At 33.7% G+C, this 14,556-nt stretch carries 13 protein-coding genes; 5 read left to right on the plus strand and 8 right to left on the minus strand.

What is annotated here, in order from left to right; all coding sequences use genetic code 11:
* Positions 1-70 precede the first annotated feature (70 nt).
* Positions 71-1,045, plus strand: coding sequence for a polyprenyl synthetase family protein (locus WBG07_RS11360; RefSeq protein ID WP_340201397.1), 975 nt, complete (start codon positions 71-73; stop codon positions 1,043-1,045).
* 5 nt (positions 1,046-1,050) lie between these two features.
* On the opposite strand, the gene WBG07_RS11365 is transcribed toward WBG07_RS11360, so the two are convergent.
* From WBG07_RS11365 to WBG07_RS11380, 4 genes are read right to left on the minus strand one after another with little or no spacing between them, the layout of a single operon-like run.
* The gene (locus WBG07_RS11365) at positions 1,051-2,208 is read right to left on the minus strand and encodes a lycopene cyclase family protein (RefSeq protein WP_340201398.1); all 1,158 of its coding nucleotides are present in this window, start codon (positions 2,206-2,208) and stop codon (positions 1,051-1,053) included.
* A complete protein-coding gene (locus tag WBG07_RS11370) occupies positions 2,209-2,859 on the minus strand; it encodes a carotenoid biosynthesis protein (protein ID WP_340201399.1) in 651 nt (216 codons plus the stop codon).
* 12 nt (positions 2,860-2,871) lie between these two features.
* The gene (gene crtD, locus WBG07_RS11375) at positions 2,872-4,344 is read right to left on the minus strand and encodes a 1-hydroxycarotenoid 3,4-desaturase CrtD (RefSeq protein ID WP_340201400.1); all 1,473 of its coding nucleotides are present in this window, start codon (positions 4,342-4,344) and stop codon (positions 2,872-2,874) included.
* Between the two features lie 47 nt (positions 4,345-4,391).
* Complete coding sequence (locus WBG07_RS11380; RefSeq protein WP_340201402.1) at positions 4,392-5,387, minus strand: hypothetical protein; 996 nt, start codon at positions 5,385-5,387, stop codon at positions 4,392-4,394.
* 174 nt (positions 5,388-5,561) lie between these two features.
* Between WBG07_RS11380 and WBG07_RS11385 the strand changes: the two genes are divergently transcribed.
* The 4 genes from WBG07_RS11385 (at position 5,562) to WBG07_RS11400 (ending at position 9,613) form a co-directional block, all read left to right on the plus strand.
* Complete coding sequence (locus WBG07_RS11385; RefSeq protein WP_340201404.1) at positions 5,562-6,224, plus strand: metal-dependent transcriptional regulator; 663 nt, start codon at positions 5,562-5,564, stop codon at positions 6,222-6,224.
* Positions 6,225-6,227: 3 nt separating this feature from the next.
* Positions 6,228-7,052 (plus strand): ZIP family metal transporter, encoded by an 825-nt coding sequence (locus WBG07_RS11390; RefSeq protein WP_340201406.1) that lies wholly within the window; start codon positions 6,228-6,230, stop codon positions 7,050-7,052.
* Between the two features lie 73 nt (positions 7,053-7,125).
* Complete coding sequence (locus WBG07_RS11395; protein ID WP_340201408.1) at positions 7,126-9,168, plus strand: S9 family peptidase; 2,043 nt, start codon at positions 7,126-7,128, stop codon at positions 9,166-9,168.
* 82 nt (positions 9,169-9,250) lie between these two features.
* Positions 9,251-9,613 (plus strand): dihydroorotase, encoded by a 363-nt coding sequence (locus tag WBG07_RS11400; RefSeq protein WP_340201410.1) that lies wholly within the window; start codon positions 9,251-9,253, stop codon positions 9,611-9,613.
* Positions 9,614-9,672: 59 nt separating this feature from the next.
* Here WBG07_RS11400 and WBG07_RS11405 read toward each other — a convergent pair whose 3' ends face one another.
* From WBG07_RS11405 to WBG07_RS11420, 4 genes are all read right to left on the minus strand, one after another.
* On the minus strand, positions 9,673-10,293 hold the full coding sequence (locus tag WBG07_RS11405) for a S1 family peptidase (RefSeq protein ID WP_340201412.1): 621 nt from the start codon (positions 10,291-10,293) through the stop codon (positions 9,673-9,675).
* A gap of 461 nt (positions 10,294-10,754) precedes the next feature.
* A complete protein-coding gene (locus WBG07_RS11410) occupies positions 10,755-11,369 on the minus strand; it encodes a response regulator (RefSeq protein WP_340201413.1) in 615 nt (204 codons plus the stop codon).
* Positions 11,370-11,395: 26 nt separating this feature from the next.
* Positions 11,396-11,758 carry a sensor histidine kinase gene (locus WBG07_RS11415; protein WP_340201414.1) on the minus strand — a complete coding sequence of 121 codons (363 nt, stop codon included), beginning with the start codon at positions 11,756-11,758 and terminating at the stop codon, positions 11,396-11,398.
* 152 nt (positions 11,759-11,910) lie between these two features.
* Positions 11,911-14,295, minus strand: coding sequence for a hypothetical protein (locus WBG07_RS11420; RefSeq protein WP_340201416.1), 2,385 nt, complete (start codon positions 14,293-14,295; stop codon positions 11,911-11,913).
* Between the last annotated feature and the right edge of the window lie 261 nt (positions 14,296-14,556).

Raw genomic sequence — 14,556 nt, forward strand, 5'->3', positions numbered from 1 at the left:
TTTTACAATTTTTTAACAAACCTTTCAGTTTTGCTATGATTCGATTTACTGTATTTTTACAAAAAAAAGGATGTTAACAATTCCTGAATACCATACTAGTTTTGTTAAAGCGCTCTCTGAGAGAGTGGAAACAAAAGAACCCGCTAATTTATATGACCCTGTCTCCTACATTCTTCAATTGGGCGGTAAAAGGCTTAGACCTATACTTACATTAATGTCTACAGATATTTTTGGAGGTAATCATAAGGATGCGATGGATGCGGCATTGGCGGTAGAAGTTTTTCATAATTTTTCCTTAGTCCATGATGATATTATGGATGATGCGCCCCTAAGAAGAGGTAATAAAACAGTACATGAAAAATGGGATTTAAACACGGGAATTCTTTCTGGAGATGTTATGCTGATTATTGCATACCGGTTTTTTGAAGCTTATGAGCCTGCGATTTTTAAAGAATTGGCAAAGTTATTTAGTAAAACAGCTATTGAAGTATGTGAAGGACAACAATACGATGTAGATTTTGAGAGTAGAGATGATGTTGAAATTGCAGAATATCTCAAAATGATTACTTGTAAGACGGCGGTGTTAGTAGCAGCAGCTATGAAAATGGGAGCCATCATTGCCAATGCTCCAAAAGAAGATGCGCAATTTATTTATGAATTCGGACTTAATTTGGGGATAGCATTTCAGCTTCAAGATGATTATCTTGATGCTTTTGGCGACCCGGAAAGATTTGGTAAGCAAGTAGGAGGAGATATTATTGAGAACAAAAAAACTTTTCTATATCTAAAAGCAAAAGAACAATCTTCAAAAGAAGAATCAAAACAGTTACAACATCTTTTTACCATTCAGCCTACAGACCCTGAGGAAAAAATTAATACCGTGTTAAGTATCTTTGAAGAAAGCGGAGCTGCAGAAATTACACGAAAAGAAATTATTAATTATACGGTGAAAGCATTTGATGTGCTAAACAAATTACAAATAAGTGATGAAGGAAAGGTAATTTTAAGTGATTTTGGTAATGCTCTAATGGATAGAAAATTTTAGCAAGTTTATTTAGATTTAATTTTTGAGACAAGGTATCTAAAAAAAGCTTTTGTAAAATGAATGTCAGCTACCGAAGCCATAATTCTTATTTCTTCTAGAATGGTCGTTTTATCTTCTAAAAATTTAAAAATTTGTTGTGCCTTATTTCTTTTAAATAACCTTGAAAAGATAGAAGCTCCTAAATGATTTTTTTGTTTTAAAATATCAAGTAATATTCCATCATAAAAAGTAAATCTATTTGCACTATTAAACTTTTTAATAGGATCATTTCTTTTGATAATGCTAATAAGTTCTTGAGCTTTTCTTTGCGAATTTTTAAAAGTATATCCAGTACTAGCTTTTGTCCATCCGCCAGCAATTCCAATTCTTAAAAAGTTAGCAGTATTATCTGAAGTAAAATCAAAAGTGGTCATTGGAATGCTTCCTCTTTCAACATCTACAATCTCATATGCTCCAGCTTGTTTTTCATCAAGATAGTTTTTAATTGCCAGCTCATACTCAGCATCTGAAAGAAGGGTTTCAGAAAACAAGGTATATTCAACTAAGGCTTCATTTACTGAAAATGGCAGTACATACATAAATCTAGTATTCCCTTTTTGAGGAATAGCAAAGTCCATAAAGGTTACTTCTTCCGGATTAAAAATAGGATTCTCCGTCTTTACAAACCAGCCAATAAAATGCTGTTGTAGCAATGGATATTTTTTTTGGGTGCGCATTGCTTCCGGATTAAAAGCACTACTAAAGACTTTTGAAGCTTCGTAGATTCCATTTTCTGTAACTACATTTACGTGAGAGTGTTCATCTTTAATTTGCGTTACGCGCTCATATTTAATGTCAAAAGCAACATGTTGTTCAAGAGCAGCCAAAATAAAGTTATATAAATCAATTCCTTGAATCATTTTATAAGTATACGGTTCTAAGGAAATACTTTCGGTAAAAAAATCGCTGGCAAACAGAGCGGTATTCCATGATTTATAAACAATGTCTTCAAAAATACCCTTTCCTTCTTCCCAAAAGCACCAGGTTCGGTCATTTTGAGTTTTTGGAGTTTTGTCAAGAATTAGAATTTTTTTTGAATCAAAATAAGAATCTTTTGCCATTAAATAGGCGAGTTGCAATCCTGCAGCACCAGCTCCTACTATGATGTAATCGTAATCTCTCATTTAGATATATAAGAAAACCGTAAAGTATATAGTAATAGCTGTGAAGATATGAAAAGAGAGCATGAAATGTCCTTTTTTATAAAATTTCTGGAATGTGAAACAGGAAATTAGTGAAATAAAATACCAGCCTATATAATTTTGAACAGGTGCAAATCCATTATCAAATCGCCAATAATCAAATCTTGGAGCTGATACTTCAATAAGCACGTCTAAAGATGTCATAAGTAATGCTGCAATAGCAGCAGATAAAAAAGTGTTAGGGTGTATTTGTCTACTTATATTTGAAGTAATATAGGTGAGAATTGCCCAATTAATACCAATAATAATCGGGACATCAAGAACTTTAATCCCTAGATTTTCTCCGTAGACATAATCTCCAAAAATAAGACCAAAATTAACCCCTAAAACCTCCGCAATATAACCTATGATAAATGGAATCAACAACAGTAAAAGAATATTTTTTTTATGATTGGACACCCAAATTATAAGGGCAAATAGAACTAATAAATTAATTGGAGTTAAAGAAATAAACCATTCCTCAAAACCAAAAGCGATTCCAATAATCGCACTTAAATGCAATAACCAAACAATACCAATAGCTATTCTATCTTTGTCTTTTTTTATTTTGTTCACAATTCCCCCTGCCTCCATAAAAATATCTCTTTAATTATACTTTTTCTCAATTAACTCTGTCACTATTTTGCCAGAAAGTAAGCAAAGCGGTATTCCGCCACCTGGGTGCACACTACCACCGCAAAAATAAAGATTTTCAATACGTTGGCTAAAATTAGGATGTCTAAGAAAAGCTGCAAACTTATTATTACTTGCAGCCCCATATAGAGACCCTTGATAAGACTGGGTTTTTTGTTCTATTAATACTGGGTCAAGAATTGCTTCTTCTTCAATAAGCTCTTCAATATTAACCTGCAAGAGTCTTGATAATTTTTTTAGAATCTGTTGTCTGCTTTTACTAACGAGTTCTTTCCAATTCTGCCCTGTATTTCCTGGAACATTAATCATTACAAACCAAGTTTCACAATCTTTTGGTGCATCATCTTTTTTTTCTTTGCTAGTTATGTTTATATATACCGTAGGATCTTCATAGATCTCTTGTTTTTGAAAAATGGTATCAAACTCCTCCTTGTAATTCTCGCTAAAAAAAATATTATGCAAGTCTAATTCTTTGAATTGCTTTTTTATTCCCCAATAGAAAATAAGTGCAGAACTGGAACGCTCCTGAGTTAAAACTTTTTCAGGTGCTTTTTCATTTTTTAATAGTTTTCTATAAGTGGGTACTACATCCATATTGCTTATCACAATGTCTGATGCGTGAAAAGCACCATTGGCAATTACTCCTTCTGTTTTTTTATTCTTTACTTTAATTTCTTCTACTTTGTGATTAAAGAAAAAATTCACCCCAATTTCAGTGGCAAGTTTATAAAGGCTCATAGTAATATGATGCATTCCTTTTACTGGAAAGAAAGTGCCAAAATGTTGCTCTAAATGTGGAATCATGCTCATAATACCAGGAGTGAGATAGGGAGAAGAGCCATTGTAAGTAGCAAACCTATTGAAAAACTGCACCAATCTAGCATCTGAAAAAGCATTTTCGTTTACGGTATTTAGTGTAGAAAGCACGTCTAAACTACCCAGATTTGCCAATGCTTTTACGGTTTGTTTGTTAAGAAAAGTTTCAGCTTTGTGTAAAGATTTTTCCAGAAAAAGACTAGCAGTTAGATCATATTTTTTTTTGTTATTGGCAAAATAATTTAAGATCTCTTCCTTATTGGTTTTAAAAACCTCACTAGCATGCTTGGCAAACTTATTTTTATCTGAATATGCCGTAAATTTTGTACCATCTTCATAGAAATATTTACAGATAATCTCTTTTCTAAAATAAGTAAAATAGTCTTCGGGATTCTTATTAGTATCTAAGAAAATAGCATCTACAAAATGTGGCATTGTAAATAAAGAAGGCCCGGCATCAAAGCGGTATGCTCCTAGTTTTACTTGCGACAATTTACCTCCGGGATATTCATTTGCTTCAAATACATCAACTTCATATCCGGAATTTCTTAATCTAATGGAAGCTGCGAGTCCTGCAATTCCAGAACCTACAATAGCGATCTTTTTCATAGTCTCGTATTGCAAAGATACAAATTGCCTTTTGGTTTAAAAAGTGGTTATTCTATGTAAGGAACTTTATAAGAAGTAATAACAGGAATGTTAATCTTCTTGGTAACATAGTCTCTCTCTTTTACAATCGCAATTATTTCAAAACTCACATGAATACCATAAATATTATCTGGATTATTTATACCTAAGAACAATTTTCTTTTAGAATTTTTACTTACTTCAACAATACCAGATTTATAGTTTTCACGGGAAGCACTTAATTGATATTCAAATTCTTTTTTATTTATAAATATTCTTGCATTTTTCTCATCCATTAGATAGATATCACAGATATCTGCTCCAGGAGGTGCACTCAAATTACCTACAGAATTTTGCAAAGACCTATCTTGATCAATGAATTTGCTAAGACTCCCAGCAAGATCAAACGTTTTAAGTGTATTTTGAATATCTGCTTCATTTCTTGAGGCAGTAAATACATAAAACCACTCTATAGTATTTTCCGGTAGATTCACAGGAAAAATGATTCGGTTTTTACCTCCTTTAATTAATGCGTTGGACCTGCTATTTAGATAGAATTTTTCTTGCTGTAGAGGTTGAGTCTTCTCTACTTCAATAATAGTTGAATATGAAGTAGGATAGGCATAGGTAGTATCTTTTTTCACCTTGTAACCAATTTTCAAAGCATTTTCTTTCTTGCTTATTAATTGAACTTTAAATTGGTAGGAAGTAGATTTCTTAGAAGTATTTTTAATCACAAAACGATAAATCCCCTTCTTTCCACTGACAAGATTTCTTGATAATTTCTTAATTTTCTCTTCTTTAAATAATAGTTTATTTGGAAAGGAAAAAAGTGAAAATTCAGCAATTTTACTACCTTTTATTCGCTGTAGTCTTATCTCAATTTGATCACCCGTATTGGCGGCTATCAAAAATTCTTTTTCTTCTCTAGGATTTAAAATTTCTGAAACATTCACCAACTGTTGCTGTGCATTAAGTGATGTAAAAAGAAAGATCGTAATTAAAGACAAAACAGGTCTACTCATGTTAAGCGGGTTTCTTCAAAAATAGTAAAAGAAATAGTAAATAGGTTTCAAATTAGCACCAGATAGCGAGAATCTTTTGAATTCTTCTTATTAAACAAAGTATTCAATCATAGCCCTTGCTTTTAGAAGTGCCTAAAAATATATTTGTATAAATAAAAATGTATTTTTGCATGTATGAAAAACATAACCTTTTCAGAAGAAAATTATTTAAAAACAATCTATCATCTTTCAAAAGAAGACAGTAAAGGGGTTTCTACCAATGCCATTGCTTCAAAAATTGAGACTAAAGCATCTTCTGTAACAGATATGCTTAAAAAGTTGGCGGAAAAGAATTTAGTAGAATACAAAAAGTACCAAGGTGTAAAACTCACTCCTTCTGGAAGATTAAATGCAGCCAGAATAGTTAGAAAGCATCGTTTGTGGGAGGTGTTTTTGGTAGAAAAACTTAATTTTTCTTGGGATGAGGTGCATGAGGTGGCAGAACAATTAGAGCATATTAGATCTGAAAAATTGATCAAAGAATTAGATGCTTTTTTACAACATCCAAAAGTAGATCCGCATGGTGACCCTATTCCAGATGAAAATGGAAATATAATTACTTTTCATAAAAACGTATTGGCTTCTTTTAAAAAATCAGATCGTGGTATTTGTGTAGGTGTAAAAAATTCGTCTTCAGATTTTCTTCAATACTTAGACAAATTAAATTTAAGTTTGGGAGATACGCTAGAGGTTTTGGAAATAGAGCCATTTGATGCTTCTATGGTCATAAAAAACGGTACAAGAACAATTATTATCTCTGCGCTTACAGCACAGAATATTTATCTGCAAAAAATATAACTTATGTTTAATACAATTATTCAATTTTTTGAATCTATAGACCCTGTCTTAGGGGCTTTTTTGGCAACTCTTTTTACTTGGGTTGTTACCGCTGCTGGGGCATCTTTAGTCTTTTTTTTTAAAACGATGAAGCGAAGCGTATTAGATGGGATGCTTGGGTTTACAGGAGGGGTTATGGTTGCAGCGAGTTTTTGGAGTCTGCTTGCACCGGCTATTGAAATGAGTGAGGGTGACGGTTTTGTAAAGGTTATGCCTGCCGCTATAGGGTTTGGATTGGGAGCACTCTTTCTTTTTGGATTGGATAAATTATTACCGCATTTACACATCAACTTCAAACCAGAAGAGAGTGAAGGAGTAGATAGCAATTTTCATAAAACTACCTTGTTAGTCCTTGCCATTACCTTACATAATATTCCTGAGGGATTAGCGGTAGGAGTTTTATTTGGGGGGGTTGCTGCAGGAATCCCAGAAGCATCAATAGCTGGTGCAGTGGTCTTAGCCATGGGTATAGGGATTCAAAATTTCCCAGAAGGAATAGCGGTTGCAATGCCTTTAAGACGACAAGGTGTAAGCCGTAAAAAGAGCTTTTGGTACGGGCAACTCTCTGCGATAGTTGAACCAATTGCAGGAGTTGTTGGTGCACTTGCTGTTACTTTTTTTACACCTATTTTACCCTATGCCTTAGCATTTGCAGCAGGTGCTATGATTTTTGTTGTGGTAGAAGAAGTAATTCCAGAGACCCAACGTGATAAATATACAGATATCGCAACCCTTGGTTTTATAGGAGGTTTTTTAGTTATGATGAGTCTTGATGTAGCCCTTGGATAAAAGCCTTTTTCAATTTCTCTTTGTGTAAGTTTCTCAGAATATGTAAGTTTAGATGTTTCTAAAAACACTAAACATGCAAATCAGGAAATTTATTTTAGTAATAACCCTCTTGGGCATTTCTATTATTTACAGTCAACAAAAGGAAAACACATTCTTTGAATATTTAGATGTATTTGAATTGGAATACGCTTCCGATCCTCAAATCTCACCAAATAGCAAACAAATTGTCTATAGAAGAATGGGATTTGATATCCAGAAAGATAGATCTAAAGGAAGTCTTTGGATTGTATCTTCAAAGGGTGCAAATCATCAAAAACTAACTTCACAAGAAGCAAATGAATCACAACCAAGATGGTCACCAAATGGCAACCAGATTGCATTCGTAAGCAGCACAGACCAAGGGAGTGAACTTTTTGTGTACTGGAAAGATAGTAAGCAATTTGCACGCATTACGCAACTTAAAGAAAGTCCGTCCTCTATCTCTTGGTCTCCAGATGGTAAGCAGATTGCCTTTTTGATGAAGGTGCCTAAAGCACCTCCGGTAATTGCTAAAATGCCAACTAAACCAAAGGGTGCAAAATGGGCAAAAAGTCCTAGAATCACAGATCGCTTAAAACATGAGGCAGACGGAAGAGGATATCTTTCACCGGGATTTACGCATGTCTTTATAGTTCCATCAGAAGGGGGTACACCACAACAACTTACTTATGGAGATTTTAATCATTCTGGTACTATATCATGGCACCCTAATAATCAGGAAATGTATGTTTCGGGGAATAGGAATGAAGATTGGGAATACGATTATGTAAATAGTGAAGTATATAAAATAGGCATAAAAAATAAAACCATTGTGCCTTTAACGGATAGAAAAGGACCAGATTTTAGACCTGTTGTTTCACCTGATGGTAAAAAAATAGCGTATTTGAGTTTTGAAGATAAGGTTCAGGCATATCAGTTAAGGCAACTGCATATTATGAATACTGATGGATCTGATAAACGCATTATATCACAAAACCTAGATCGTACTATTTCAAGATTTCAATGGGATTCTAAAAGTAAAGGACTTTATATTTCTTATGATGAATATGGAAATAGCAAAATTGATTACATCAATTTAGAAGGAACTACAAAAAGACTGGCTAATAATATGGGGGGAACTTCTATAGGAAGACCTTATGCCGGAGGCTCTTTTAGTGTTTCTAATGAAGGGGTTATTGCCTATACGCATTCATTACCTGCGTATCCGGCAGAGGTAGCAATATTAAAGCCAAAAGATAAAACACCCAAACTGATAACTCAATTGAATAATGATCTTCTGGGAAATAGAATACTTGGAGAAGTGGAAGAGATTTGGTACAAAAGTAGTATAGATAAAAGAGATATTCAAGGATGGGTTGTCTACCCGCCAAATTATGATCCTTCTAAAAAATACCCATTACTAGTTGAAAATCATGGAGGGCCTATTTTAAATTACGGAGATCGTTTTTCAGCAGAAATACAGTTGTATGCAGCAGCCGGATATATTGTTTTTTATCCTAACCCCAGAGGGAGTACTAGCTATGGGGAGGAATTTGGAAACCTTCTTTATAACAATTATCCCGGTGAAGACTATAACGATGTGATGGATGGAGTAGACGAATTAATCAAAAAAGGGGTTGCCCATGAAGATCAATTGTATGTTACTGGCGGGAGTGCCGGAGGAATCATGACCGCTTGGATTATAGGGAAGAATACCCGTTTTGAAGCTGCTGTGGTAGCAAAACCAGTGATGAACTGGATTAGCAAAACCTTGGTAGCCGATAACTATTACGGATATGCCAACTATAGATATCCGGGACAACCTTGGGAAAATGTTCAAGGGTACTGGAAATTTTCACCAATCTCTTTGGTTGGAAATGTGCAAACCCCTACAATGGTGATGGTAGGAATGAATGATTTAAGGACCCCACCAAGTGAAGCAAAGCAGCTATATCACGCATTAAAACTTAGGAAAATAGAAACGGTTTTGGTGGAGATTCCAGAAGCATCACATGGCATTGCTGCACGCCCCAGTAATTTGATTACTAAAGTTGCCCATACACTGGCGTGGTTTGAGAAATATAGGATTAAAAAATAGAAACACAAATTTGCAAAAAATTGAATTAATTATTAAATTTAAAAATATAATAGTATAAAATTAATAATTAATCAATTTAGTCATGTTTAAAAACACAATTATTGCGATATTCTTAATTTTATTATTTTTAGGATATCACCCATTAAGCGCACAACAAAGTAGTCTTTTAGGAGATACTTATGTCATTAAATCAGTTCCTCACGATACATATCTGCATATCAATTTCCCTAAAAAGAACTTTATTATTAAAAAAGGTGGAATCGCCGATATGAAATCCGTTATAGGTGTTAAGGTAAAAGTATTGTATTCAACAACAAACAAAGAAGGCATTAAAGTAGCAACGGTTCAAAGAACAGATGGGCGCGCCTTTTTTAATGCTTACAGAACTATTACCGTTGAACTAGATGAAGCGGTATCTTCTGGTGAACTGCAGAAAAGTAGTTAACTTACACAATTACCCCCACACTGTAAAAGCAACCTTCAAAACAAAGGTTGCTTTTATCATTAGAGCGTCTGTAAAATCTCTAGTAATGCAGAATTATTAACTGCGCAATTATAAAGCCCAAAGTAACCTTCATCGTACATACCTATTACGGTACCGTCTTCAATATTAATAATTGGTGAGCCGGAAGAGCCGCCTAGAGTTGAACAATCATGATAGAAGTAATCTTTTGTTTTACATGAATTGGAATTTAATTTTGCCGGAGCGATTCTCTTTATTTCATAGTTATGATTAAATATTTTTTTTATTGCATTTCTATGTTCTTGGCAAGCTACTCGTTCATGTGAAGGATAGCCAATAGCAGCAATTTGAATTTCTTTTTTTATTGAAGTATTTTTTTGAGTGATTGTTAATCCTAATATCTGCTTCCTATCTTTTGGTTTAATATCAATTTTAAAAATTGCTATATCAGGAGAATTCCTATCAGCAATATAGTGTAAACTCGAAATTTCAAATTTTTGGGAATCAGATTCCAAGGGATAATCATCAAAACTAATGTAGGAACTAACCAGATCATTTTTTTCATCAAAAAGTTGGTCCGCTACATGTTTATTAGTGAAGATATAATCTGTTCCATCTATAATCCATGCCGATCCTTTATTTTTGTTATCTCTAATGACCATGCCTACACCAGATAAATTTCTATTTATTTGCTCTTGATTACTTTCAAAGGTTGCTTTCCAATATTTATTATCATTATGTAGAAACGTGTTTTTATTTATAAAAAAAGATGGACGGAGTTTTGGGTACTGAATTCCTAAACAACTTATTTTCTTTTCTGTTAAGACTATCTTTTCCCTTAAAAAAGGAAAACTTTTTAGAATACATGGAATAGCTGAATTAGTAGGAGGGCAATTTGCGTTGGGAGCATTTAATTTTTTAAAAATTTGTAATTCTTTACGAATCGTACTAATAGGAAAACTGATTTCTTCATTAAGTATGTATTTTTTAATCTCTTCTTGTAAGTCATAGCTTAAGCCTCCTTTAAAATGATCATCTTAAAATTTTAGATTTAAAAAAACAATCTAATAGTTTTAATTTTCAAAGTGATCAAAATGGACATTTTTTTTCATAACTTGAATCTTTAAAAATTGTATTTTTTCTCAATAGCATAGCGAAGTAATTCCCCAGAACCTTTCAGTCCTAAGGCACTAATCATGTTTTTTCGATGGGTTTCTACGGTAGTTCTTCCTATAAAAAGAAGGTCTGCAATTTCCTGATTGGTTTTCCCTTGTGCAATCAATTTTAAAATTTCAATTTGCCGTTTGGTAAGAATGCTATTTTTATGTGAATGTTCTTGTTCAGGTAGAATAATATTAGCATCATAGAAGGTTTCGCCATTGGCAACTTTTCTAATAGCTGTTAAAAGGTCTTTTAAACTGGAATTCTTAAGTAGATAGCCTTTGGCGCCTGCTTGTACCATTTCTGTTATGGCAGCATCTTGTTCAAACATAGTAAAAGCAATTACTTTGGTTTGAGGATAATCTTGAATGATCTTTTTGGTGGCTTCTATGCCATCCATTATGGGCATCCTAATATCCGTAACCACAACTTGAGGTCTTTTTTGCTCCACCAATTGGAGGAGTTCTTTGCCATTATTGGCAAAGCCAACCATTTCAATATCTTCTTCGTATTCCAAAAATAATTGGACGCCTTCTATCAAGGCGTTATGGTCTTCGGCAAATACAATTCGTATCATAGTGGAATGTCAATTATAAGGGTGATTCATTTACTTTGGAGTGCTATTATAGTTAATGTTCCGTTAAGATTCTCCACCGGTCTTTGAATGGAATGAAGCCCTATAGTGGTCTTAGGATCAAAGCCTTTACCGTTGTCTTCTACCAATATGTTTAAACGCTCTTCATGATAAGTCAATTGAATAAAAGCTTCCGTAGCCACCGCATGTTTTATAATATTGATGATCAATTCCTGAATCATTCGGAACAGACTTGCTTTCAACGAATTTCCTAAGCGCTTGTCCAGTCTGATGTCTATCACATCAATCACCAGTTGATTGGTAGCAAAATTTTTGACTGCCGACACCAACCCTTGATTGGCAATGACTCCAGCATTTCGCGTATTTACCATTTTACGTACTTTTTAATAGGCTTCTTCAATTAAGCAATCGATTTTGTCTAGAAGCCGACCTTTTCGAATTCTTAAATCTCGAAAAGGAGTAGTATAAACAAAAAGCAAACGGATGTAATTTCCGTTTGCTTTTTTATTTTCATAGGCAGCAACTAATCTTTCTTCTTAAGAAGAATCGCTTTTTCATTTCCATCCTTATCGGTGTATTTAATCTCAAGTTGAGATTCAACAGCCTTGGTAATTCCCTTTATTTTGGCCATCTCAAGAAAATAAATACCCAATGCTTTTATACAAAATTGAAATGCCCACCCGCTTTGCATATCTCTAAAAGCTCTTTTAACCACTTTCTCATATTTAGGGTCTTTGGTTTGAATGGCAAATAGCAGGTCTTCAAGCCCATTCAAAAAGCTTTTGATATTTTTAGCTGGATTGTTTATTCGTATAATCCCTCCAAACCATTTATTATCTCCTGCCTGATTGGGATTGTCATATTTTCCTTCCAATCTACTTAGATCAAATTCACGGGTTTTAAAATAATCTTCGGCTTTCTGGCTATAATGTGCAAAACCAACTTCATTTGGGATTCCTGTTAAACCTTCATTTCTAAAATAGTAATTCCAAAGTTCCCCATACGCCTGTCCGCGAAGCTGACTATCTTTTCGATACTTAAAATCTGCGTCATAGGGCATTGCTTTTCCAAATGCTTGCGAGATAAGTCTAAGGTTTTTATCAGGCTGATTTACTATCAGGTTAGTCCAATCTGCTTTAAGGCTATCAAAAGCTTCGGCTGTAAAATTAAGTTTAAAAGAGAAGCTTATATCTTCTGATTTTGTTTTGTGGTTTAAGATACTCCATAATTCATCTGTACGATTATCTCCTTCCTTTTCAGAGACAATATTCCAGAGTTTTGCCATATCCATAATTTGAAGAAACTTGTCTTTTTCAGAACGCCTGAGTTTTCCTTCTCGATGTTCTAAAAAGAAAGAGAAGCCGTAATCAAAATCACTAACCGTGGGTTCTTTTTTAAATTCATCCATAGAGGCGTTGAATGCTACCCAATAATCATTTCCAAAACCACCTAGATCTCCTGTTTCTTCATATTTGCGAATTCCATCAAAAGCAACTTTCTCTACCTTAACGTTATCAATAATAGTTTCCTGTATCTTGCTTTCAATCTCTTTGGTATCTGAACCTCCAAACTTATAATTACCAATACCTAATGAAATTCCCCAGTTACGGGTTATTTTCAAACTTTTCTCTTTAAGATACTCTTTTACACTGATCTTGTTTTTATTGGTAGCTTTAGTGGCAAGGTCTACAAAAGAAGTGGTATTGAATAAAACCAGGTCTTTATGTGTTTTTGTAAGAATGCTTTCATCCATTTCTGCCTTTAGAAGAATATCGGTAGAACTCATTCTGGAATATTCATAGTTAAATCCAGCTTCAATTTTGGTTTTAGCTGCTTCGGCTATTTTAGTTTTAATATCCCCTCGTATTTCACCAATTTTATTAAGTAAACCAGTTACTTTATCTACTTCATCTTTAAGTTTTAATCTATCAATAAGTAAGGTAACTACTTTTTGTTCATTTTCTTCCAAATCTACTAAGCTAAGATTAGCCGCAGAAGCATCTTTAAGTTTCTTTTCCAGATCAGTTATTTCTTCTATATCTAAAGTAGTTACTGCTTCTAATAGTTTGTCTAATTGTTTTTCAAGAAAATCAGATACTGCTTTTGGGTTGTTAAAGGCAGCAGAAGCTCCTAGTTTAGCATTTGCTTTGGTTTCTGAAGCAACAGCACTTTTAACAAAAAGCCCATAACGGGTTCCGGAAACTTTTGTAAAGATGAGTTCATAATTTCCCGTTAACGAGAAATTCACTCCTATTTTGGCGCCTAAATCAATATCTAAAGCAATACTTTCACTGCTTTTAATAAAATCTGTGAGGCCGTCAAGCCCGGCTGAAATTACATCGGTAGTTTCAAAAGCAAGCGAGAGACCTATATTGGCATTGGTAACTACTGCCAATGCCTCTCCTACTTTTAGCTTTTTTACCTGGGGCAAAAAATACCCAAAAGACATTCCCTTTAAGTCGCTTAAAAGTGCATCCCTAACTTTATCTTCTTTACCGTGTTTGAAATAGGCAATAGTTTTTAATGCAGCCCCTGTCTCAATTCCAAAATCTACTCCTTTTACATTACCCGATGCGCCCGCAGTTACCCCAAAGGAAAGTGCGTGCTTTAATATTGGATAGTTTGTATTTAATTTTAGAGCTGCCTTTTTATCATTTCCTAAAATACCATCTTTATCTTTATCTCCAGGCTCATTAAATAGTTGTGTTGTATGTGATAGATTTGCACTACTTCTTAGTTTTAAATCAGTAGAATCACTTTCCAGAATAATTAATGGAGGCAGTTCGTAAGTAATAATTTCTTTGAGAGCGGTTGGGTCACTCAATTTCTCACCTGAAGTAATTTGATCTAGGTTTAATTTTTTGAGGAAATCAGCGTCTTTGAGACCAATCTTGTCTAGAATATCCATAAAGTTATTTTTGGTTTGAATTGAAGGTTAGTGTCTTATATATGACATTTTTTTCTGAATGTTAAATTGTAAGATTATTGGAATCTCCCTAAAGGTAATCAAAAATATAAAAATGAGAATCCTGACTTTTGAGAACTATTAAATTTAATATTGTGAAGTTGATAATAGAGGTGTAATATTTTTTGGAATATCAAATAAAATACCAAAACTGTCTAAAAAATTGTAGGTAACCTTAAAAATAGCTTAATTTTGCATGTTTCA

Source organism: Ascidiimonas meishanensis (genome assembly GCF_037782385.1).
GTDB classification, from domain to species: domain Bacteria; phylum Bacteroidota; class Bacteroidia; order Flavobacteriales; family Flavobacteriaceae; genus Ascidiimonas; species Ascidiimonas meishanensis.